Origin of the sequence: Lentzea xinjiangensis (genome assembly GCF_900110955.1) — a bacterium.
In the GTDB taxonomy this organism is placed as follows: domain Bacteria; phylum Actinomycetota; class Actinomycetes; order Mycobacteriales; family Pseudonocardiaceae; genus Lentzea; species Lentzea xinjiangensis.
In genome coordinates this window covers 21,948-42,944 of record NZ_FOFR01000005.1, presented here as the reverse complement: position 1 = coordinate 42,944, position 20,997 = coordinate 21,948, and the positions used below count along the sequence as shown (strand labels likewise).

Here is a 20,997-nt window from a genome sequence, read left to right as displayed (position 1 = left end):
GCGCGGAGGGCCGGCGGACAACCGGTGAGGAAGGTCGGAGAATGCGCGCAGCGGTGATCGCGGGACTCGGGTCGTGGCTCCCGCCGCGAGTGGTCACCAACGACGAGCTGACAGCCAAGCTGGACACGACCGACGAGTGGATCCGGACGCGGATCGGGGTCACCACGCGGCACGTGGTCGAACCCGGCATGGCGACCTCGGACCTCTCGGTCGAGGCGGCGAGGAGGGCCCTGCGGTCGGCGGGCGTGCCGGGCGCGGGCGCGGTGGTCCTCGCGACCACGACACCGGACAGGCCCTGCCCCGCGACGGCGCCGGAGATCGCGTCGCGGCTGGGCCTCGTCGACGTCCCGGCGTTCGACATCGCGGCCGTGTGCACGGGCTTCGTGTACGGGCTCGGCGTCGGGACCGGGCTCATCACGGCGGGGATCGTGGACAGCCTCCTCGTGATCGGCGGTGACGCCTACTCCACGATCCTCAACCCGCAGGACCGCACCACGTCCGTCATCTTCGGCGACGGCGCGGGCGCGGTGGTGCTGCGGGCGGGCTCGCCCGGCGAGCCCGGCGCGCTCGGGCCGTTCGACCTCGGCTCCGACGGCGAGCTGGCCGACCTGATCACCGTGCCCGCCGGCGGGTCGCGGCAGCGCTCCTCGCGCGGCATCGTGCCGCACGGCGACAAGTTCTTCCAGATGGAGGGCCGCGAGGTCTTCACGAACGCGGTCGCGCGCATGTCCGCCGCCTCCCGCACCGCCGTCAAGCGGCAGGGCTGGGCGGCGTCCGAGGTGGACAGGGTGATCGCCCACCAGGCCAACACGCGGATCCTCGACGCGGTCTCCGAGGAGCTGGAGGTGCCGCGCGACAGGTTCATCTCCAACATCACCCACGTCGGCAACACCTCCGCCGCCTCGATCCCGCTGGCCCTCGCCCACGGCGTGCGGTCCGGCGAGCTGCGCGCCGGGCACAAGGTGCTGCTCACCGCGTTCGGCGGCGGCCTCACCTGGGGAGCGACGACCCTGGTGTGGCCGGACCTCGCTCTCGCGGAGTGAACGCGCGACCGGCCGGGGAGCGGAAGGCCCCCCGGCCGGTCGAATGAGAAAGCTCCTACGCGTCAACAGGTGTGCGCACCGGCAGCACGCGGTGGAAGATCGGCACGGCGACCGCCGCCACGACGACGTGCATGACCATCAACGCGACCACGCCGACGACCGAGGCACCGGGCAGGAAGAACAACGGGACGTCGGCGAGGAACGACAGCACGACCACGACGGGCACCAGCCTGCCGAGCGTGCGGGCGGGATCTTCCGCACGCCGGCGGATCACCGCCCACGCGACGGCCGCGACGACCACGCCGAGCGCGGTCAGCACCACGTACGCCTTGGGCTGCAAGCCTTCGACGGCGGCCGGGTCGGCGCCGAGCTCGCGCGCCACCCAGGACACGATCGCGTTGCCGATCGACGCCACGACGACCGCGGCGGCGACACCCAGCACCACCTTGCCCGTGCTGGTCTTGGTTTCCGTTGACATGCGGGAACTCCTCGTGAACTGACGGTGATCACCGCTGCGGGGGCACAGCGGGCGTCCCCACCCGCACGCGGCGGGACAGCTGCGCGGGGTCGGTGAGGAAGATGGTCTTGCGCTCGATCGCGATCCAGCCGCGCCGGGCGAACTCCGAGAGCGTCTTGTTGACCGTGTCGCGGCGCGCCCCGATGTACTGGCCGAGCTCCTCCTGCGTCAGGTCCTCGATCATCAGCAGCGTGCCGCGCCGGTCGGTGCCGAACCGCCCCGCCAGGCGCAGCAACGCCTTCGCCAGCCGCGCGGACGCGTCCAGCTGCACCACGTCCATGCGCATCCGGTGCGACTCGCGGTGCCGGCGGGCGATGGCGCGCAGCAGCCGCTCGGTGATCTCCGGGCACAGCGCCAGCCACCGCGCGAGGTCGGCCCGCGCGATCCGGCCCGCCTGCACGTCGGTCACCGCGATCGTCGTCGACACCGACGGCGCCGCGTCGAACAGCGCCGGCTCCACCAGCAGCTCGCCCGCGCAGTGGAAGTCCAGCACCAGCTCCCGGCCGTCGGGGGAGGCGCAGCAGGTCTTCGCCTTGCCCGCGCGGATCACGAACAGCTCTTCGGCGGGGACGCCGAGCCGCAGCAGCACGTCGCCGCGGCGGAACTCGACGGGCTCCAGGGCGCGCGTGAACTCATGCCACGCCTCGGTGGACGGCGCGAGGATCGGCGGCCGCGCCGGAGCGAGCAGCTGAGGTGCCATGCGCCCGACGGTAGGACGGGCGGAACTGGCGTGGCGCTGGGGACTTTGTGGGGTTTTCCCCAGGTTGCGCGCTGATTTCCTGCAGAGGTGCGGAGAGGGGAGGGACCCGTGCTGTTCGACGTCGGCCATCTGCTGCACGAGGAGTTCCTCCCCGTCTACCGCGCCGCCGCGACGGGCGGCGGCTGGGAGGACGCGGCGGAGACGGCCGCACACCGCGTCGGCACCCGGCTGGCCGCGGCGAAACTTCCCGTCGCCCGGGTCGTCGCCGCCCTGCGGTCCGCCGACCGGGCGCTGACCGGGGCGATGCTCGACGACGGTGGCGACGCCCGCGCGCTGGCCGCCGCCGGAACCGCGCTGACCGCCGGGCTGATGGCCGCGTTCTTCACCGGCGAGGACGGCCTGGCGGACGCGGTGCTCGCGGGCAGCGCGCCCGGGGGCGCCGCCGCCTCCTACACGGTCGTCTCGGTGCGCGGGGCGGCGGTGGACAAGGTGGTGAACGCCTTCCGGCGGCGCGGGACGGTGCTCAGGTCGTCCTCGGGCCACCTGCTCCTGCCGGTCGCGGAGGTGGTGGCGCTGCCGCTGTGCCGCGAGGTGTGCGCGGAGCTCGGCGGCGAGGTCTGGCTGTGCGTCGCGGAACGGCCGGCCGCCCGCGTTCCCCTGGCACGCCGCGAGGTCGACGAGGTCGACGGCCTCGTCGCGTCGCTCGGCCGGCCGCCGGGGGTGTACCGGATCGACGACGTGCTCTTCGAAAGCGCCGTCGCGCAGACACCGGAGGCCCGCGACGAGCTCACCAGGGTGGTGGCGCCGTTGCTGGGCAACGCCGTTCTCGTGGAGACCGTGCTGGCGCTGATCGAGGCCGACGGGAACCGGGCGGTAGCTGTCAAGAAGCTGTTCATCCACCGCAGCACGATCGACTACCGGTTGTGGCAGGTCGAGCAGCTCACCGGGCTGAGCCCGGTCAACCCCCGTGACCTCGCCGTTCTCGGCACCGCGATCGGCATGAGCCGCGCGGGCGCGAGGGGCTGACCGGCGCACCGGCCGCCGGCGCAACGTTAAGGCTCTCCCAAGCCGTCTGGGCCGGTTCCCGGCCGTTGCCTACCGTTGCGCAGCGACACGGCAGGCGCACAGGGAGGCGACGCGTGACCACCGTTGCGGAAGGCAGACCACTCACCGACGTGCTGCGGGACATCCTGCGCCCGTACGCCCTCCCCCCGGTCGAGGACGTGCAGGCCCGCCGCCGGCTCGCCGGGTCGCTGCTCTCCGGCTCACTGCTCTCCGGGTCGCTGTTCTCCGGGCAGGACAACGGGTCCTCCGGTGGTCTGGCCCTCGCCTACGCGGTGATCGCGTACTGCTCGTCCACAGAGGACGGTGCCGCCGAGGTGGCGGCCGCCGTGCCGGACCACGAGGACGCGCTCGTGCTCGACGGCGATCGCGGCGGCTACGTCCTGCTGCCGTGCGCGCAGGACGGTCACGTGGCGCTGGCGCGCGACCTGCACGACCGGATCGGTGCCGAGGTCTGGATGGCGGTCGCGTGGGCACCGCGGCACGACCTCGCCACCGCCCGCGCCACCGCCGCGGACGTCCTGCGGATCGGGTACGGCCGGGCGCCCGGCGTCTACGAGCTGCGCACCGTGCTGGCGGACTTCGCGGTCCTGCGCCAGCCGCGCATCGCCGAGCGGCTCGTCCGCACGATCCAGCCCGTCGTCGCGCGGCGGCCGTTGCTCGACGCGTTGCGCGCGTTCATCGCCGAGGACGGCAACCGCACGGCCGCGGCACGCCGGCTGGACATCCACCGCAGCACGCTGGACCACCGCCTGCGGCTGGTCGAACGGCTCACGGGCTGCCGTCCGACCTCGCCGCGCGAGTTGCTGACGCTGAGCGTCGCCCTGACCGCCCACTCGACCCCGCAGGTGCCGCTGCCGCGCACCGGCTGAGGACGCCGGCCGGTGCTACTGGGGGTTCCGGGCGGTGATCTGCTCGCGCAGGCGGTCCTCCTGCGCCTGCAGCTCGGGCGTCATGACCTCCTCGAACGCCTCGGCGCCGTGGACCTGCCGGATCTCCACCTCGCCGGCGCGGAACGGCGCCTTCTTCAGCCATTCCACGGCGTCCTGGAGCGAGGGCAGCTCCCAGATCCAGAACCCGGCGATGAGCTCCTTCGACTCGGTGAACGGGCCGTCGACGACCGTCGTCGAGCCCTTGTCGTCGAACCGGACCCGCGCGCCCTTCGCGCTCGGGTACAGGCCGTCGCCCGCGAGCATCACGCCCGCCTTCACGAGCTCCTCGTTGAAGTCGCCCATCGCGGCCAGCTCCTCGGCGGAGGGCATCTGCCCGTTCTCGCTCTCGGGGCTGGCCTTGACGATGACCATGAACCGCATCTCGATCTCCTCTGCCCGGTGTCCGATGTGTTTCTACCGACGCGTCGACCGGTGGCGCCCCGTTTCGACGAGCTTGCCGCAGATGTGATCGGCGTCACAGGGTTACGCTGGACCGCATGGACGAAGACGTCGACTGGATCCTCGAGAACTGCCAGGTCTGGGCCATCGTGGGGCTGTCGGACAACCCGTCCCGCGCGGCCCACGGCGTCGCCAGGTTCCTGCAGCAACGGGGCAAGAAGATCGTGCCGGTGCACCCGTCGGCGGAGACCGTGCACGGTGAGCAGGGCTACGCCTCGCTCGCCGACATCCCGTTCCCGGTCGACGTCGTCGACGTGTTCCGCCGCTCGCAGGACGCGGGCCGGTTCGCCGACGAGGCCGTCGCCATCGGCGCGAAGGCCGTCTGGTTCCAGCTCGGCGTGGTCGACCACGACGCCTACCGGCGGACCAAGGACGCCGGGCTGCGCATGGTGATGGACGTCTGTCCGGCGATCGAGTGGCGCTCCCGTTGAACGACTGGTTAACCTGCTGAGGTCGTCCCCGGGCATGGGGGTTCCGGGGACCATCAGCGTGGGGGCCTGGTTTCGCATGCTCATCGACATCAACGCGTTGCTGCCCGCGGAGTCGCCGCGGCTGGGCGGCTTCAGCGAGGAGTTCGTCCGGTCGCTGGCCTCGTCCGGCGCGCAGCTGCGGCCGATCGTGGTGCACCGCCCGACCATGAGGGTCGTGGACGGCGCACACCGGCTGAAGGCGGCGGCGCTGCGCGGCTGCCGGTCCGTCGAGGTCGAGTACGTCGACGGACCCGCCGAGGACGTGTTCGGCCTGTCCGTGTCCATGAACGTCGCCACGTTGTCGACGGCGGACCGCGAGGCGGCGGCGCGGCGGTTGCTGCGCTCGCACCCGCAGCGGTCGGATCGCGCCATCGCGGCGTCCACCGGCCTCGCGGCCAAGTCCGTCGGCGTCCTGCGCCGGGCGGTCGGCGGGCAGGCCGCCGTGCGGGTCGGCCGGGACGGCAAGGTCAGGCCCGTCAACTCCGCCGCGGGACGCCGGCTGGCCGGTCAGATGATCACCGAACGGCCGGACGCCTCCCTGCGCGACATCGCGCGGGCCGCCGGGGTGTCGCCCGGAACCGTGCGGGACGTGCGGCGCCGGTTGAGCGCGGGCCTCGACCCCGTGCCGGAGCGGATGCGGGCCGCCGAACGCGCCGGGGGTGACGCGCCGGTGGCGCGCACCGAGGTTCGCGCGCCCGGCGCCACCCTGCCGATCCTGCGGCGCGACCCCTCGTTGCGGTTCACCGAGCACGGCCGGCTGGTGCTGCGCTGGCTGGAGACCCACGCGGTGGCGCCGGGGGAGTGGGCCACCGTCGTGCCCGGCGTGCCGTCGCACTGCCGGGAGCTGGTGGCGGACATGGCCCGCGGGTGCGCCGAGGCGTGGGCCGAGATGGCCGAGGCGCTGGAGCGGGAGAACCAGCGCACCGCCGTCTGATCAGACGAACAGGATGTCGCTGATCTCGCGCGCCACCTCGCGCCCCGCCGCCGGGCGCAGGCGGGCCAGCAGCCTGCTGAACGCCGTCAGGTCGATGTGGACGGTCGCCGACTTCACCTGCCGGATGTCGTCCAGCAGACCGACGACCAGCTCGCAGGCGTGGGCGAGATCGCCCGCCTCGGCGTGGGCGAGGGCGCGGCGCAGGCCGAAGCGGGTGCGGGCGCGCAGGGCGGTCGGCGCGATCAGCGGCATCTGCTCGTCCAGGATCTCGGCGGCCTCGGCGTGGCGGCCCAGGTCGTGGAACGACCACGCCCGCGCGATGGCCACCTGGTCGACCAGGCTCGTCGTGCCGTACCGGGACTCGCTGACGGCCTGTTGCAGCAGCGCGGCCCGGTCCAGGGCGGCCTGGCACCGCTCGGCGGCGCCCGCGAGCGCATAACCCTGGGCTTCGCGTTGCGCGGCAACGGCTTGCACAAGGGGGAACCGGGATTTTCCCGCCCGGCGGGCGTAATCGACGGTCGCGCGCGCATCTCCCTTGTAGAGGGCGAACTCCGCCGCCCGCACCAGCGCGTACGCCTCCAGCTCCAGGTCGCCACCCTTCGCGGCGTAATGGACGGCCCGCCGGGTCAGCTCGGCGGCCGAGGCGTCGTCGCCCTTCTCCTGCTCCATCCAGCCCGCGTACTCGGCGTACCGCGCCGCCAGCAGCCACAGGCCCCTGGCCAGGCCGGGGTCGTCGGCCGAGCGCGCCATCGAGCTCAGCACCTCGACCTGGGGGCGCAGGCTCGCGAGCACGACCTCGGGACTGAGGCGGTGCCCCAGCGTCCGGTGGTGCTCGAACATCGAGTCGTAGGTCAGCAAAGTGGTGTGGTCGCTGGGAATCGGGCGCGCCGGCGCGGCGGCCAGCTCGATCAGCCGCCCTCCCGCCCGCAGGGCGTCGTCGAAGACGCGGGCCATCGCCGGGTTCGGCTGGACCTGACCGTTCTCGATCTTGCTGATGTGCCCCTTGCTGTACGGTACGAGGCCGGTCATCTCGTTGAGCGACAGCCCGCGCTCGTTGCGCAGGCGGCGAACCTCCTGTGCGAACGTGGGTGGCAACGGCTTCACCCCCTCCCCGGCAGTGTGGACGGGTTCAAACGACCAGGAGCCGGATGTCCACGATTTGGCCGGAGATTGACGATCAACTGGGGCTAACTCGAGCGGTCGGCGATGGTTCCATGTGAGTCATGGTGATGACGCGGTCCGACGAGGCGGCTGGTGTGGTGATGGTCTGGCAGCGCTTGGCGACCAACGTGGTGCACCGGTCCCCGTGGTTCGAGGTGCGCGCGGATGACGTTGTCAGACCCGATGGCGGGCACGGCACATACACACACGTGGTGGCGCCGGGCTCGGTGACGGTCCTCGCGATCCGCGACGACGACCAGGTCGTCCTGACCCGGCAGTGGATCTACACGCACGGCGGCACCGAGTGGCGGCTGCCCGGCGGCGCCGTCGACGCGGCGGACACCGATCCGCTGGCCGCGGCCCGGCGGGAGCTCGCGGAGGAGACCGGGCTGCGCGCGGAGTCCTGGGAGCGGCTCGGGCAGATCCACGGGGCGGACAGCCTCAGCAACCACGTCGACCACATCTTCCTCGCCACGGGGCTCACCCAGGGGGAGGCCGCTCTCGAACCCGGTGAGTCGGACCTGCGCGTGCGGACCATGCCGTTCTGCCGCGCGCTCGACCTCGTCCGGCAGGGCATGCTCCCGCACGCCGGCAGCTCGCACGCGCTGCTCGTGATGGCGCTGCGCCGCACGGCGCAGAAATAGCGTTCCCAGAGGGTTTCCTCGTTCATCGGGAAACAGGAAACCCGTTCTCATTCGACTGGCGGAAAGCCATTCTTGGTGCATCGGCGAGGACTTCGGTCCGAAAAGCCAGTCAGAATGAGAAGGTGAATTTCTCGATGAGAATGATCTGCTCACTCGCCACCGTCGTGAAGGTTGCCGCGATCTGCCTGTTCGTGGGGTTCGTGATCGGCAGTTCCCTCATGGTCTCGGTGATCTGACTTCGGGCTGCGGTTCTCCCTGACCACAAAGGGAGGTGTCAGCCGTGGAACCGCACTTCTGCGTGAACTGCTGAACGAGTCCGGCTAACCGCGTGGCGTCCACTGCACGCCGTAGCCGCGGCCCTGGCGAGGATGCGGGAACGACACGTCGATCTCGCCGATCTCGTCCACGGGCAGCGCCTTCGGCCAGGGCGTCAGGTCATCGGTGTCGCGCGCCAGGGCCTCCTCGACGCGCCACACCGCTTCCGGCAGGTCGTCCCGGTCGAAGCGCACCCGCAGCCGGAACGACTCGCACATGCGCTCGGGCCAGAACACGTAGGTCGGGCGCATCGACTGTCCTCGTGGCACCCGCACCTCGAGTGCGAACTGGTGCGTTTGTCCCGCGTTGAGGGGTCGGGGCAACCGCAGTCTCATCAGGAAGCGCCGCGGGGACGGCCGTTCGTGGCCGATGAGCTCGACCCCGTGCAGGACCTCCACGTCCAGATCCCCTGGAGCACCATCGGGCGTGGGAGCGGGGATCGTGATCGACCACGCGATCTCGGTGACACCGTCGGTGTCGGCGACGACGGTCCGGCGTTCCGTGCACGCGGGCGTCGGACCGTCGAGCTTGAGCAGCGCGTCGAACTCCTTGACGTGCCACAGCTCCGACGGCATCGCGTGCGTCGCCGACCCGGCCGGCTGCAGCGCCACCTCCACCAGGCGCTGCAGTCCGGCGTCCATCCTCCTGCGCACCGTGCGCGCGCCGCGGTCCTGCTGCTTCGCGAGCCACTCGATGCGTTCGTTGAGGAACCGGAACTGCGCGTCCTCGTGCAGTCCGAGCGGTGCCAGAACCGCGTTGCGGACCTCCGCCGGGAAACCGCGCACCGCGTTCGAGACCCAGCCCTGCAGTTTCGTCCTGACCGCTTCCGCGCCGTCGGTCTCCACGATGCCGCACACCTGGCGCAGCGCCGGGCCGACGTGCAAGTCGATGCCCGGAGTCTGCACCCCGCGCCCCCGGCACAACGTGCGCAGTTCTTCCATCAGCTGCTCAGGCGAGACAGGCATCCGTCCTCCGCGCGGAAATGCATTTGCCGGGCATGTCGGGCGCACCGGACCGGACGTTACTCCGGATGCACCATCCGGGCGAACGTGAATAGCGGCGGCCGAAAGGATTGTTCTACACCGTCCGTCAAGATGATCACCGCCGATCGACTGATGTCCCGATCCGGTGATTCACGGTAACGTGCTGGTCACGGGCGGTTACTCCCTCCGGTCGCCGCCGACCCTGCCGATGTGGAGGTTCGATTCGTGCTGCGCACAGTGTTGTCGGCCGTGTCAGCGTTCGCGCTGCTCAGCGGCGTCCCGGCGGTCGCCGCCGAAGCGGAGAGCGCTTACCTGCTGCAGTTCCGCGCCACCCTGTCCGACGCCCAGCGCCACGAGCTCCAAGGCCTCGGCGTGCGGCTCGGCGCGTTCGTCCAGGACGGCACCTACGTCGCCAGGATGACCGGCACCTCGCGCGTTTCGCGGTTGGGCTACGTCCGCGAGGTGCGTCCGTTCCGCGCCCAGCCGAAGGTCCTGGCGCTCGGCGGCGCCGCGGACTACCTGGTCACGCTCACCCAGCCGGACGCGGGCGACCAGAAGACCGTCGCCGAGCGGGTGAGGTCCCTCGGCGGCAGGGTGAACGTGATCTCCGAGAGCCGCGAGCACATCATGGCCACCCTCGACGCGGGCCAGGCCGCGCGGCTCGCCGAGCTGCCCGCCGTGCTCGCCATCGACCCGGTGTCCGCGCCGGAGACCGACATGGCGATCTCCCGCGAGTCGTCCGGCGCGAACCACGTCGAGAGCGTGGGCGGCTACCGCGGCCAGGGCGTGCGCGGCGAGGTGATGGACGGCGGCCTGCGCACCACGCACCAGGAGTTCGCCGCCCGTCCGCCGGTGATGCACACCGGCAACTCGTCGAGCACCTCGCACGGCACCTCGACCTACGGGCAGATCTTCGCCTCCGGCGTCTCGGCCGCGCACCGCGGTGTGCTGCCCGAGGCGCAGGGCATCTTCGCGGTCTACGGATCCGGTGACCGCTACGCGCACACCAAGGAGCTCGTCGACCCGGCCGGCCCGTACAAGGCCGTGTTCCAGTCCAACAGCTGGGGTGACGCGCTCACCACGTCCTACACGTCGATCTCGCAGCAGATGGACCGGATCGTCTTCGACCACGACATCCTGATCTGCCAGTCGCAGAGCAACGCGGGCACGCGCAGCTCCCGGCCGCAGGCGTGGGCGAAGAACGTGCTGTCCGTCGGCGGCCACTACCACCAGAACACCGCCGACCGGTCCGACGACAAGTGGAACAGCGGGGCGTCGATCGGCCCCGCCGCCGACGGCCGCATCAAGCCCGAGCTGTCGAACTTCTACGACCGCATCGACACCACGACCTCCACCAACGACGCCGCGTACACCGCGTCGTTCGGCGGCACGTCCGGAGCCACCCCGATCACCTGCGGCAACGCCGGTCTGCTGTTCCAGATGTGGGCCGACGGCGTGTTCGACGGCGGCCCCGGCAAGGCCAGGGACGTGTTCGCGGCCCGCCCGCACGCGGCGACCGCGAAGGCGCTGCTGGTCAACACGGCCGACCAGCACGCGTTCAGCGGCACCACGCACGACCAGACCCGCACCCACCAGGGCTGGGGCACCGTGTCCGTGCGCAACCTCCACGACCGCGCCAAGGCGGGCGGCTGGAAGCTGCCGGTCCTCGTGAACGAGACCGACCTCGTCACGACCGGTCAGACGCGCAAGTACACCGTGACGTCGAACGGCCAGACGCCGCTGCGCGCGACGCTCGCCTACACCGACCCGGCCGGGTCGCCGACCGCGGCCAAGGCGACCGTCAACGACCTGACGCTGAAGGTCACCGCCCCCGACGGCACCGTCTACTGGGGCAACAACGGCCTGCTGGCCGGCAACTGGTCCACGCCCGGCGGCGCCGCGAACACCGTCGACACCGTGGAGAACGTCCTCGTCCAGGCACCCGCCGCAGGCACCTGGACCGTCGAGGTGGTCGCGACCGCCGTCAACGTGGACGGCCACGTCGAGACGGCCGCGACCGACGCCGACTACGCCCTGGTCGTCTCCTGAGCAACGCGGGGGCCCCGCGTTTCCTCATGGGAAACGCGGGGCCCCCGCGTTTCCTCATTCGAAGCGGGCCGGGTCGCCTGCGCCGTAGCGGATGATCTCGGCCTCGCCGCTGGAGAAGTCCACCACCGTGGTGGGCGTGGTGCCGCACTCCCCGGAGTCGAGCACCGCGTCCACCACGTGGTCCAGCCGGTCCTTGATCTCCCAGCCGTCGACCAGCGGCTCGGCCTCGTCGGGCAGCAGCAGCGTGGACGTCAGCAGCGGCTCGCCCATCGCCTCCAGCAGTGCCCGCGTCACGACGTGGTCCGGGATGCGCGCGCCCACCGTCTTCTTCTTCGGGTGCATCATGCGGCGCGGCACCTCCTTCGTCGCGGGCAGGATGAACGTGTAGTTGCCCGGCGTGGACGCCTTGACCGCGCGGAACACCGCGTTGTCCACCACCACGAACTGGCCGAGCTGCGCGAAGTTCTCGCACATCAGCGTGAAGTGGTGTTTGTCGTCCAGCTTGCGGATCTCCCGGATGCGGTCGATGCCGTCCTTGTTGCCCAGCCGGCAGCCGAGCGCGTAGCAGGAGTCGGTGGGGTACGCGATCAGGCCGTCCTCCTGCAGGATCCGCACGGCCTGGTCGATGGCGCGCTTCTGCGGGTTGACCGGGTGGACGTCCAGGTACTTGGCCATGCGGGGCAGGATATGCCGATCAAGGTTTGAGCAGCACTTTGACCATGCCGTCGTTCTTCTTCTGGAACGTCTCGTAGGCCTTGGGCGCGTCCTCGAGCGGCAGGCGGTGCGTGGCGAAGTCCTCGACGCCCAGCGGGTCGTCGTCGGTGAGCAGCGGCAGGATCTCCGGCACCCAGCGCCACACGTTCGCCTGACCCATCCGGAGCTGGACCTGCTTGTCGAACATGGTCAGCATCGGCATCGGGTCGGCCATGCCGCCGTAGACGCCGACGATCGAGATCGTGCCACCCCGCCGGACCATGTCGATCGCGCTGTAGAGGGCCCTGAGCCGGTCCACGCCCGCTTCCTTCATGAGCCGCTGCGCCATCGTGTCCGGCAGCAGCCCGGTGAGCTGCTGGGCGATCTTGCCGACCGGCGCGCCGTGGGCCTCCATGCCCACCGCGTCGATCACCGCGTCCGGGCCGCGGCCGTTCGTGAGGTCGCGGACCACCTCGGTGAGGCGCTTGCCGGCGCCGCGCAGGTCGATCGTCTCGACCCCGCGGGCCTTGGCGCGCGCGAGCCGTTCCGGCACGAGGTCGATGCCGATGACCCTGGCGTTCTTCTGCTGGGCCACCCGGCACGCCATGTCACCGATCGGGCCGAGGCCCAGGACGGCGACGATGCTCCCCTCCCGCACGTCCGCGTACTCCACCGCCTGCCAGGCGGTGGGCAGGACGTCGCTGAGGTAGACGAACCTGTCGTCCGGCGGGCCGTCCGGGACCTTGATCGGCAGCGAGTTGCCGAACGGGACGCGCAGGTACTCGGCCTGCCCGCCGGGGACCTGGCCGTAGAGCTTCGTGTAGCCGAACAGCGCGGCGCCGGAGCCGTGCTCCCTGACCTGGGTCGTCTCGCACTGGCTCTGCAGGCCCTGGTTGCACATCACGCAGTGGTTGCAGGAGACGTTGAACGGGATCACCACCCGGTCGCCCGGCTTGAGGTTCGTGACCCGGGAACCGACCTCCTCGACGACGCCCATGGGCTCGTGCCCGAGGATGTCGCCCTCGGTGAGGAACGGTCCGAGCACCTCGTACAGGTGCAGGTCCGATCCGCAGATGCCGCTGGACGTGATCTTGACGATGACGTCCTCCGGCTCCTTGAGGATCGGGTCGGGGACGGTGTCGACCCGGACATCGCGTTTGCCGTGCCAAGTGACTGCCTTCATGCCCAGTGGCGTTCCCCCTCGCGTTGCGTTGATAACCTGGGAGGACTTTCTTTCCCCGGTTTTGGAGACCCTCAGCGATGCTCGACCGTGCCGTCGTCGACGCCCTGTTCCCCTCGGACCTGCCCGAGCCGTCCTTCTGGGAGGAGCAGTACCCGCCCCGCGCCCTGGGCGGCGACGCGAAGGTCACCCGCCTCGGCCCGTCGCCGACCGGGTTCCTGCACATCGGCGGCCTGTACGTCGGCATGATCGACCGCGCCCTGGCGTCCCACTCGGGCGGCGCGTACATCGTGCGCGTGGAGGACACCGACCAGGCCCGCGAGGTGCCCGGTGCCGTCGAGCAGTTCAACCGGGCGTTCGCCTACTTCGGCATCGAGCCCGACGAGGCCGACGCCGTGGGCGCCTACGGCCCGTACCACCAGTCGCAGCGCGAGCGGATCTACCTGACGTACGTGCGGGAGCTGCTGCGCCAGGACAAGGCGTACCTGTGCTTCGCGACCAAGGAGGAGCTGGCGGACATCACCGCCCGCCAGCAGGCCACGAAGCTCCCCACCGGCTACTACGGCCGCTGGGCGATCTGGCGTGACAAGACCGCCGAGGACGTCCAGGCAGCCCTGGACGAGGGCCGCCCGTACGTCGTGCGGTTCCGCTCGCCGGGCAAGGCGGGGGAGCGCACGAAGTTCACCGACGCGATCCGCGGCGAGCTGGAGCACGAGGCCAACCGCAACGACGTGGTGATCCTCAAGGCCTCCGACCAGAGCCCGCGCCTTCCCACCTACCACTTCGCCCACGCCGTCGACGACCACCTGATGCGCGTGAACCTGGTGGTCCGCGGCGAGGAGTGGATCTCCTCGGTCCCCACCCACCTGCAGCTCTTCGACGCCCTGGGCTTCGAGCGCGTCGAGTACGCCCACATCGCGCCGCTGATGAAGCAGCAGGGCGGCTCCCGCCGCAAGCTCTCCAAGCGCAAGGACCCCGAGGCCTCCGTCGAGTTCTTCATCGAGGCGGGCTTCCCGGCCGAGGCCGTCCAGTACTACCTGCGCGGCCTGGTGAACGCCCGCCTGGCGGAGCTCCCGCTCGCCGAGGCGCTGCAGGCGCCGATCTCGCTGGCCGAGTGCGGTGTCGCCGGCCCGCTGGTCGACCTGGTGAAGCTCGAGGACATCGCCGCCGACTACGTGGCCACCCTGTCCGGTCCCGAGATCGTCGAGCGCATCACCGCCTGGGCGGCCACCCACGACCCCGAGCTGGTCACCGTGCTGGAGTCCTCGCGCGCCGAGGCCCTCGCGGCGCTGCAGGTGGAGCGCGGCCCGGAGGTCGCGAACCCGCGCAAGGACCTCCGCAAGTGGTCCGACTTCCGCCAGGCCTACGGCTTCTTCTTCCCGGCGCTGTTCGAGCTGGTGTCCGACCGCGCCGACGAGCGCCTCGGCGGCCTGCCCCCGGAGCTGATCGCGGCCTTCGCCACCGACTTCGCCGACGGCTACACCGACCTCGAGGACGGCCAGGAGTGGTTCGGCCAGATCCGCGAGCTCGCCGCGAAGCACGGCTTCGCGCCGAACCCGAAGGAGCTGAAGAAGAACCCGGACGCCTACCCCGGCTCCATCCGCGAGGCGGCCCAGCTCATCCGCGTCGCCCTGACCGGCTCGACGAAGAGCCCGGACCTGCACGCCGTCGCCCGCACGCTGGGCACCGACGAGGTGCTGCGCCGCGTGCGCGCGCTCGCCGGCTGACCGGATGACGCCTCGGCGGCCCCTGGTTCCCCGCGGAACCGGGGGCCGTCGGGTTTTCCGGTGGCGGCGAGTCGAGCCGGGCGGGGGCTTTGTGCGGCGGTGGTGAGGCGACCGCGTTGGACGGCAGCGGCCGCGTCGGTGGCCCGCCGGTGGGGGGACCTGCGACCGGCCGAGGCACGCCGCACGCCGCCGCAACCGGACGAACGCGATGGTCCTCAGCTCAGCCCGTCTCGCAGCCTCTTCCCACAGCCCCACCACCCGGCCGCCGTCCCCCAACCGTCCCACCCGAGCAGCCCGTCCGGCCCACCCCGACCGGCCCACCCACCCTGCCCGCACCCGTGCCGCACCCACCTGAGCCCGGTATGCCCCGTTCGTCCTGGACGTTTCCGGAACAAAGTCGTGAGAGCGTTCCCATTGACGTGGACGTAACACGCCGTTGAGGATCGCGGCATGCATTGGAGAAGCACTCTCGCCGCGGTGCTGGGGCTGACGCTCGCCGCCAGCGCGACATCCGCGGCCGCCGCGCCGGAAGCGCAGCACGGATCGAAACAGCCGGTCATCGGACAGCCGAGGACCGAGCACGGGTGCGCCCGCATCGAGAAGTCCCTGCCCACCCTCAAGGACTGGCCCAGGGTCGACAGCCAGTTCGACGGCGACCGCAGGGACGAGGCCCGCATTAAGGCCATCCTCAAGGACATGACGCTGGCCGAGAAGGTCGGCCAGATGACGCAGCCCGAGATCGCCGCGATCACCGCCGAGGACGTCAAGACCTACGGGTTCGGCTCGGTCCTCAACGGTGGTGGCAGCTTCCCCGGCGGCAACAAGCACGCCACGCCGCAGGACTGGCTGGCCATCGCCGACGCCTACTGGGAGGCGTCGAAGCAGACCCGCACCAAGATCCCCGTCATCTGGGGCATCGACGCGGTGCACGGCAACAACAACGTGTTCGGCTCGACGGTGTTCCCGCACAACATCGGGCTCGGCGCCGCGCACGACCCGTGCCTCGTGCGCGACATCAGCGCGGCGACCGCCGAGCAGATCCGGGCCACCGGCCAGGACTGGGCGTTCGCGCCGACGCTCGCGGTCGTCGAGGACGACCGGTGGGGACGCACCTACGAGGGCTTCTCGGAGGACCCGCGGATCACCCGCGCCTACGGCTACGAGGCCGTCAAGGGCCTGCAGGACAACGCGAAGAAGCGCATCGGCGAGGACGGCGTGATCGCCACCGCCAAGCACTTCATCGGCGACGGCGGCACGGCCGGTGGCAAGGACCAGGGCGTCAACCCGTCCACCGAGCAGAAGATGATCAACGTGCACGGGCAGGGCTACTACGGTGCCCTGGCCGCCGGTGCGCAGACGGTGATGATCTCGTTCAACAGCTGGACGAACGACGTCATCAACGAGGGCAAGGTGCACGGCAGCAAGTACGTGCAGACCGGCATCCTCAAGGAGAAGATGGGCTTCGACGGCCTGCTCGTCTCCGACTGGAACGGCATCGGGCAGGTCACCGGCTGCACGAACTCGAGCTGTGCGCAGGCGATCAACGCCGGCATGGACATCATCATGGTGCCGCACGACTGGAAGGCGTTCATCACCAACACGATCGCCCAGGTCGAGGCCGGCCAGATCTCGATGGCGCGCATCGACGACGCCGTCACCCGCATCCTGCGCGTCAAGCTGCGCGCCGGGGTGTTCGAGGCGCCCAAGCCCTCGCAGCGCGAGCACGCCGGTGAGCAGAAGGCACTGCTGCACAAGGAGCTCGCCCGCGAAGCCGTGCGCGAGTCCGCGGTGCTGCTGAAGAACGACAAGCGCGTCCTGCCGATCTCCAAGCGCAGCAAGGTCCTCGTCGTCGGCAAGAGCGCGGACAACATCAGCAACCAGACCGGCGGCTGGACGCTGAGCTGGCAGGGCACCGGCAACACCAACGCCGACTTCCCGAACGCCACCAGCATCCTCAAGGGCATCCAGGACACCCTCGGCGCCGCGAACGTCACGTTCGCCGAGACCGCGGACGGCGTCGACCCGGCGCAGTTCGACGCCGTCATCGCCGTCATCGGTGAGACGCCGTACGCGGAGGGCGTGGGCGACCTCGGCAAGCGGTCGCTCGAGGCCGCCCGCCTGCACCCGCAGGACATCGCCGTGCTGGACAAGGTGTCCGGCAAGGGCAAGCCGGTCATCACCGTCTACGTCGGCGGCCGCGCGCTGTACATGAACAAGGAGATCAACCGCTCCGACGCGTTCGTGGCCGCCTGGCTGCCGGGCACCGAGGGCCAGGGCATCGCGGACCTGCTGATCCGGGGACGCCACAACGGGTTCAGCGGCAAGCTGTCCTACTCGTGGCCGAGCGCCGCCTGCCCGCCGCAGTCGGGTGAACCGGCCCAGACCCCGCTGTTCAAGCTCGGGTACGGCCTGCGCGACTGGCAGACCGGCAACGTCGGCAAGCTCGACGAGTCGAGCCCCGGCGCCCTGTGCTCCGGTGGTGGCGGCGGCACGGCGACCGAGGACCTCGAGGTCTTCAACCGCACGGACATCGCGCCGTACAAGAGCATGATCGGGTCGGCGGAGAACTGGGGCGGCACCGAGATCGGCCCCGACGGTCAGGCCGCGCACGCCGAGATCAACGTCGTGCAGTCCGACGTCAACGTCCAGCAGGACGCGCTCAAGACGACGTGGACCGGCACCGGCCCCGCCCAGGTGTACCTGCAGAGCCCGACCGGCACCGACCTGCGCGGGTACGGCAACGCCAACGCGGCCATCCAGTTCGACGTGATCGTGCACCAGGCCCCGGCCAACCGCACGGTCATCAGCGCGCACTGCGTGTACCCGTGCATGGCGGAGGTCGACGCCACGCAGGCGTTCCGCAACCTCCCGGTCGGGCAGAAGTCGACCGTGAAGCTCTCGGTCAACTGCTTCGCCGACAAGGGGCTGGACCTGGAGAACATCAACACGCCGTTCCTGGTCTACACGGACGGCGCGTTCCAGGCGTCGTTCGCGAACGTGCGGTGGGTGCCCAAGGCGGGCGCCGACCCGGACGTCATCCCCTGCACGTAGGCACCACCGGGTTCCGCGGCGCGCTTCAGGCTGGCTTCTCCGGCAGGAAGCGCGCCGCCACCTGTGCCTGCCCGGGCGGGCTCCGACGACACGGTGGTCGCCGGGTTCGTCATCACCCCCTCGACCAGCGCATCCTTGACGTCGAAGAGCTGGTGGAGCTTCTTCGGCGAGATCGCCGCCGCGGTCCGCGGCTCGTCCATGCCCACCGCGTGCGCGCTCTTGGTGCAGAACGGCCGGTCGGCGGCGTCCAGGACCCGTTCCCGCTGACCTGGGCCGCGAAGTGCTAGCCGGGGACGTCGAGGTCGACCGGCTCGCCCCTGATCGCGGTCACCGCGCCGCCGGTCTGAGCGGCGAGCCAGACCTCGAAGCCGTCGGGGTCCTTCGTGAGAACCGTGAACGTGACGTCGCGGCCGTACTCGGCGTCCGCGACGTGGTGCCCGGCCGCGCGCAACGCGTTCTCCAGCTTCCCGGCCTGGTCGTGGTCCACCGCCAGGAGAACGGTCTCGTGCCGCTCGCGGGTGAGCGTGCCGACGGAGTCGATCGCCTCCGACACCGCCCGTCCGTAGGCTCGGACCAGGCCGCCCGCGCCCAGCTTGATCCCGCCGTAGTAGCGCGTGACGACCACGGCGACGTCCACGAGGTCCCGGCGCGTCAGCACCTCCAGCATCGGCACACCGGCCGTACCGGCGGGCTCGCCGTCGTCGGACGAGCGCTGGGTCCCGGCCGTGCGGAAGGCCGTGCAGTTGTGCGTGGCCTGCCAGTGCTCCTTGCGGACGCGGGCGAAGAACTCCGAAGCCTCCTGGTCGGAGGCGACGCGGGCGACGTGGCACAGGAACCGCGACCGCTGGATCTCGATCTCGTGCGTGCCGTCCCGCCTGATCACCTTCACTGCTCGATTGTGCGCCGTCTCTCCGCTGCACCGAACAGGGCGGCCAGCTCGGCCGGCGGCACCTCTTCGAGCTGCTCGAACGTGCACTCCGCGGGTGTCTTGTCCTCCCGGAAGCGCACCAGCCGCGCCGTGTGCCGGAACCGTCCGCCCTGCACGTGCTCGTACCGCACCTCCGCCACGCGGACCGGTTCGAGCAGCACGACCTGGAGCTGCTTCTGGGGGTTCCACCGGCTGTTCATGCCCGGCCCCTCGTACGTGGCCCACGCGCTCCACGGGTGCTCGGCGGGGTCGCGCAGCGGCGCGAGCTCCTCGGCGAGCTCGCGTCGGCGGGCCGCGGTGAAGCTGCTCGCCACCCCGACGTTGCGCAGCTCGCCGTCCTGGTAGAGGCCGAGCACCAGCGACCCGACGCTCTCGCCGTCCTTGTGCAGGCGGTAGCCGGCGACCACGCAGTCGGCCGTCCGCTCGTGCTTCACCTTCCACATCACGCGCTTGTCCGGCTCGTAGACGCCGTCCAGCGGCTTCACCACCACGCCGTCGAAGCCCGCGCCCTCGAACCGGGTGAACCAGTCCTGCGCGACGTCCGGGTCCGTCGTGGACGGTGTCAGGTAGACGCCGGGGACCTCGGAGACGACCTCCTCCAGCCTGCGGCGGCGCTCCCCGAGCGACAGCGCGGTGAGGTCGGAGTCGCCGCACGCCAGCAGGTCGAACGCCACGAAGCTCGCCGGGGTCTCGGCCGCGAGCTTCCTGACCCGGGACGCGGCCGGGTGCAGCCGGAGCTGCAGGACGTCGAAGCTCAGCCCGTCCGGCGTGACCAGCACGATCTCGCCGTCGACGACGCAGCGCGGCGGCAGCGCCCGCTTGAGCAGCTCGACGACCTCGGGGAAGTACCGGGTGAGCGGCTTGTCGTTGCGCGAGCCCAGCTCGACCTCGTCGCCGTCGCGGAACACCACGCAGCGGAACCCGTCCCACTTCGGCTCGTAGGACAGGCCGTCCCCGCGCGGCAGCTCGGGAACGGACTTCGCGAGCATCGGCTTCACCGGCGGCATCACGGGCAGGTCCACGCCCGTGACCATAAGCTCAGCGCAACGCCACCGCGAGCTTTTCGAGCTCCCGCACGTCGGCGTCCATCCCGTCGTCCTCCGGCAGCGCCAGCGCGATCGGCCGCCGCATCGTGACCACTCCGGACCGGCGCGTCTCCAGCCCCGCCCGCAGCCTCTCGGCCAGCGGCAGCTCCTCGGGGGTCTCCGCGATGTACGGGCTGATCCGCACCAGCCCGTCGCGGCACTCGATGACGCGCCGGTAGTAGCGCCGGTGCACGCCGCGCAGCGAGAACGCGTCGCGCCGCGACGGCACGCGGTGCAGGGCGTCCTCGGGGAACGACTGGTGCAGCAGCGTCCACAGCGGAGCGAGCCGGTGGTAGGCGCGCAGGTGCCGCAGCCACAGCCTGGTCGCCGCGATCCGCATCGCCGCGATCGGGTAGACGACCCCGGTCACGCACAGCAGCACGCCCGGCAGCAGGAACCACACGGCGGCGGTCAGCAACCAGCGGGGGAGCGGCTCGCCGAAGTAGCGCGAGACGTTCGACGACACGAAGATCGCGTCGGCGGGCACCAGCAGCGCGAGGCCCGTCGAGGTGAGCAGCAGGCCCCTGCGCAGCCGCGGCTCGGCGCCGCGGGCGTAGCGCCGGGCCCACACGAACATCGTCGCGAAGCCGTAGAGCAGGTAGCCGTTGCCCAGCGCGTAGAACACCGTGATGGCCAGCACGCCGGTCGGGCCGCCGCCGAGCGAGTTCGGCACGCGCGCCGCCGCCACCCGCATCTCGTCGGGGATCGACAGGACCGCCCACGTCATGACCGAGATGCACAGGACGAGCGGCGCGAGCTGGAGCAGCGCGTGCCGTCTCGCCTTGGCGTCGTCGAGCGCGGAGAAGATGAAGAAGCAGATCAGGCCGTAGACGCCGACCTGCAGCATCGAGTGCTGGATCAGCTGGCAGACCATCGGGTCGAGCCCGAGGAACCACCTGCCGTTCGCCGCCGCCCTGCCGAACGGGTAGCCCACCGCCCAGCCCGCCACCAGCCCCGTGACCGAGCGCAGCCGCGGGTCGTGCGGGCGGCGCACCAGCAGGTACAGCATCACCACCAGCGCGGAGTAGGCGACGATGCCCTGGGTCTCCTTCAGGTACTCCACG

20 protein-coding genes are annotated in these 20,997 nt (G+C 71.3%); 10 read left to right on the top strand and 10 right to left on the bottom strand.

Annotated features, from left to right (window positions below; all coding sequences use genetic code 11):
* Positions 1 to 41 precede the first annotated feature (41 nt).
* Positions 42 to 1,043, top strand: coding sequence for a beta-ketoacyl-ACP synthase III (locus tag BMW88_RS14085; RefSeq protein WP_089951162.1), 1,002 nt, complete (start codon positions 42 to 44; stop codon positions 1,041 to 1,043).
* Between the two features lie 55 nt (positions 1,044 to 1,098).
* On the opposite strand, the gene BMW88_RS14080 is transcribed toward BMW88_RS14085, so the two are convergent.
* Positions 1,099 to 1,521, bottom strand: coding sequence for a DUF6069 family protein (locus BMW88_RS14080; protein ID WP_089951161.1), 423 nt, complete (start codon positions 1,519 to 1,521; stop codon positions 1,099 to 1,101).
* Between the two features lie 28 nt (positions 1,522 to 1,549).
* Entirely contained in the window at positions 1,550 to 2,260 is a 711-nt protein-coding gene (locus BMW88_RS14075; protein ID WP_177221099.1) for a Crp/Fnr family transcriptional regulator, read from the bottom strand.
* 108 nt (positions 2,261 to 2,368) lie between these two features.
* Here BMW88_RS14075 and BMW88_RS14070 point away from each other — a divergent pair, with 108 nt between their 5' ends.
* Entirely contained in the window at positions 2,369 to 3,286 is a 918-nt protein-coding gene (locus BMW88_RS14070; RefSeq protein ID WP_143116071.1) for a PucR family transcriptional regulator, read from the top strand.
* A 113-nt stretch (positions 3,287 to 3,399) separates the two neighbouring features.
* Positions 3,400 to 4,194, top strand: a complete 795-nt coding sequence (locus tag BMW88_RS14065) for a PucR family transcriptional regulator (protein ID WP_089951158.1) — start codon at positions 3,400 to 3,402, stop codon at positions 4,192 to 4,194.
* A 15-nt stretch (positions 4,195 to 4,209) separates the two neighbouring features.
* Here the strand turns inward: BMW88_RS14065 and BMW88_RS14060 are convergent, their stop codons facing one another.
* A complete protein-coding gene (locus BMW88_RS14060) occupies positions 4,210 to 4,635 on the bottom strand; it encodes a YciI family protein (protein WP_089951157.1) in 426 nt (141 codons plus the stop codon).
* Positions 4,636 to 4,751: 116 nt separating this feature from the next.
* Between BMW88_RS14060 and BMW88_RS14055 the strand changes: the two genes are divergently transcribed.
* Positions 4,752 to 5,144 carry a CoA-binding protein gene (locus tag BMW88_RS14055; protein WP_089951156.1) on the top strand — a complete coding sequence of 131 codons (393 nt, stop codon included), beginning with the start codon at positions 4,752 to 4,754 and terminating at the stop codon, positions 5,142 to 5,144.
* A 58-nt stretch (positions 5,145 to 5,202) separates the two neighbouring features.
* Entirely contained in the window at positions 5,203 to 6,117 is a 915-nt protein-coding gene (locus tag BMW88_RS14050) for a ParB/RepB/Spo0J family partition protein (protein ID WP_245777773.1), read from the top strand.
* Here BMW88_RS14050 and BMW88_RS14045 read toward each other — a convergent pair whose 3' ends face one another.
* Positions 6,118 to 7,212, bottom strand: a complete 1,095-nt coding sequence (locus BMW88_RS14045) for a helix-turn-helix transcriptional regulator (protein WP_177221098.1) — start codon at positions 7,210 to 7,212, stop codon at positions 6,118 to 6,120. It abuts the gene before it with no gap.
* A gap of 128 nt (positions 7,213 to 7,340) precedes the next feature.
* On the opposite strand from BMW88_RS14045, the gene BMW88_RS14040 reads away from it, so the two are divergent.
* Positions 7,341 to 7,922, top strand: a complete 582-nt coding sequence (locus BMW88_RS14040) for an NUDIX domain-containing protein (RefSeq protein WP_245777772.1) — start codon at positions 7,341 to 7,343, stop codon at positions 7,920 to 7,922.
* 320 nt (positions 7,923 to 8,242) lie between these two features.
* Here the strand turns inward: BMW88_RS14040 and BMW88_RS14035 are convergent, their stop codons facing one another.
* Positions 8,243 to 9,202: a hypothetical protein gene (locus BMW88_RS14035; RefSeq protein WP_143116070.1), complete on the bottom strand. Its 960-nt coding sequence runs from the start codon at positions 9,200 to 9,202 to the stop codon at positions 8,243 to 8,245.
* Between the two features lie 243 nt (positions 9,203 to 9,445).
* On the opposite strand from BMW88_RS14035, the gene BMW88_RS14030 reads away from it, so the two are divergent.
* Complete coding sequence (locus BMW88_RS14030; protein ID WP_177221097.1) at positions 9,446 to 11,269, top strand: S8 family serine peptidase; 1,824 nt, start codon at positions 9,446 to 9,448, stop codon at positions 11,267 to 11,269.
* Between the two features lie 54 nt (positions 11,270 to 11,323).
* On the opposite strand, the gene BMW88_RS14025 is transcribed toward BMW88_RS14030, so the two are convergent.
* Complete coding sequence (locus tag BMW88_RS14025) at positions 11,324 to 11,944, bottom strand: L-threonylcarbamoyladenylate synthase (protein WP_089951153.1); 621 nt, start codon at positions 11,942 to 11,944, stop codon at positions 11,324 to 11,326.
* 19 nt (positions 11,945 to 11,963) lie between these two features.
* A complete protein-coding gene (locus BMW88_RS14020) occupies positions 11,964 to 13,145 on the bottom strand; it encodes a zinc-dependent alcohol dehydrogenase (protein WP_089951152.1) in 1,182 nt (393 codons plus the stop codon).
* A gap of 77 nt (positions 13,146 to 13,222) precedes the next feature.
* Between BMW88_RS14020 and BMW88_RS14015 the strand changes: the two genes are divergently transcribed.
* The 3 genes from BMW88_RS14015 (at position 13,223) to BMW88_RS40930 (ending at position 18,187) form a co-directional block, all read left to right on the top strand.
* The gene (locus BMW88_RS14015) at positions 13,223 to 14,869 is read left to right on the top strand and encodes a glutamate--tRNA ligase (protein ID WP_089951151.1); all 1,647 of its coding nucleotides are present in this window, start codon (positions 13,223 to 13,225) and stop codon (positions 14,867 to 14,869) included.
* 450 nt (positions 14,870 to 15,319) lie between these two features.
* Positions 15,320 to 17,920 (top strand): glycoside hydrolase family 3 protein, encoded by a 2,601-nt coding sequence (locus tag BMW88_RS14010; RefSeq protein ID WP_089951150.1) that lies wholly within the window; start codon positions 15,320 to 15,322, stop codon positions 17,918 to 17,920.
* A gap of 63 nt (positions 17,921 to 17,983) precedes the next feature.
* Positions 17,984 to 18,187: a hypothetical protein gene (locus tag BMW88_RS40930; RefSeq protein ID WP_143116069.1), complete on the top strand. Its 204-nt coding sequence runs from the start codon at positions 17,984 to 17,986 to the stop codon at positions 18,185 to 18,187.
* 16 nt (positions 18,188 to 18,203) lie between these two features.
* On the opposite strand, the gene BMW88_RS14000 is transcribed toward BMW88_RS40930, so the two are convergent.
* The 3 genes from BMW88_RS14000 to BMW88_RS13990 are packed head-to-tail and all read right to left on the bottom strand — an operon-like array spanning position 18,204 to position 20,996.
* Positions 18,204 to 18,809 carry a YigZ family protein gene (locus BMW88_RS14000; RefSeq protein ID WP_089951148.1) on the bottom strand — a complete coding sequence of 202 codons (606 nt, stop codon included), beginning with the start codon at positions 18,807 to 18,809 and terminating at the stop codon, positions 18,204 to 18,206.
* A complete protein-coding gene (locus BMW88_RS13995) occupies positions 18,806 to 19,870 on the bottom strand; it encodes an ATP-dependent DNA ligase (RefSeq protein ID WP_089951336.1) in 1,065 nt (354 codons plus the stop codon). Before BMW88_RS13995 ends, BMW88_RS14000 begins: the two co-directional genes overlap by 4 nt.
* Positions 19,871 to 19,886: 16 nt before the next feature.
* Positions 19,887 to 20,996, bottom strand: a complete 1,110-nt coding sequence (locus BMW88_RS13990) for an MAB_1171c family putative transporter (RefSeq protein WP_089951147.1) — start codon at positions 20,994 to 20,996, stop codon at positions 19,887 to 19,889.
* Position 20,997 lies beyond the last annotated feature (1 nt).

What these genes read in the sequence shown, in the direction of transcription:
- BMW88_RS14025 (WP_089951153.1), bottom strand. Translation starts at nt 11,944, where the DNA reads ATGGCCAAGTACCTGGACGTCCACCCGGTCAACCCGCAGAAGCGCGCC.
- BMW88_RS14020 (WP_089951152.1), bottom strand. Translation starts at nt 13,145, where the DNA reads ATGAAGGCAGTCACTTGGCACGGCAAACGCGATGTCCGGGTCGACACC.
- BMW88_RS14080 (WP_089951161.1), bottom strand. Translation starts at nt 1,521, where the DNA reads ATGTCAACGGAAACCAAGACCAGCACGGGCAAGGTGGTGCTGGGTGTC.
- BMW88_RS14055 (WP_089951156.1), top strand. Translation starts at nt 4,752, where the DNA reads ATGGACGAAGACGTCGACTGGATCCTCGAGAACTGCCAGGTCTGGGCC.
- BMW88_RS14040 (WP_245777772.1), top strand. Translation starts at nt 7,341, where the DNA reads ATGGTGATGACGCGGTCCGACGAGGCGGCTGGTGTGGTGATGGTCTGG.
- BMW88_RS14085 (WP_089951162.1), top strand. Translation starts at nt 42, where the DNA reads ATGCGCGCAGCGGTGATCGCGGGACTCGGGTCGTGGCTCCCGCCGCGA.
- BMW88_RS14060 (WP_089951157.1), bottom strand. Translation starts at nt 4,635, where the DNA reads ATGCGGTTCATGGTCATCGTCAAGGCCAGCCCCGAGAGCGAGAACGGG.
- BMW88_RS14035 (WP_143116070.1), bottom strand. Translation starts at nt 9,202, where the DNA reads ATGCCTGTCTCGCCTGAGCAGCTGATGGAAGAACTGCGCACGTTGTGC.
- BMW88_RS14015 (WP_089951151.1), top strand. Translation starts at nt 13,223, where the DNA reads ATGCTCGACCGTGCCGTCGTCGACGCCCTGTTCCCCTCGGACCTGCCC.
- BMW88_RS14010 (WP_089951150.1), top strand. Translation starts at nt 15,320, where the DNA reads ATGCATTGGAGAAGCACTCTCGCCGCGGTGCTGGGGCTGACGCTCGCC.
- BMW88_RS14075 (WP_177221099.1), bottom strand. Translation starts at nt 2,260, where the DNA reads ATGGCACCTCAGCTGCTCGCTCCGGCGCGGCCGCCGATCCTCGCGCCG.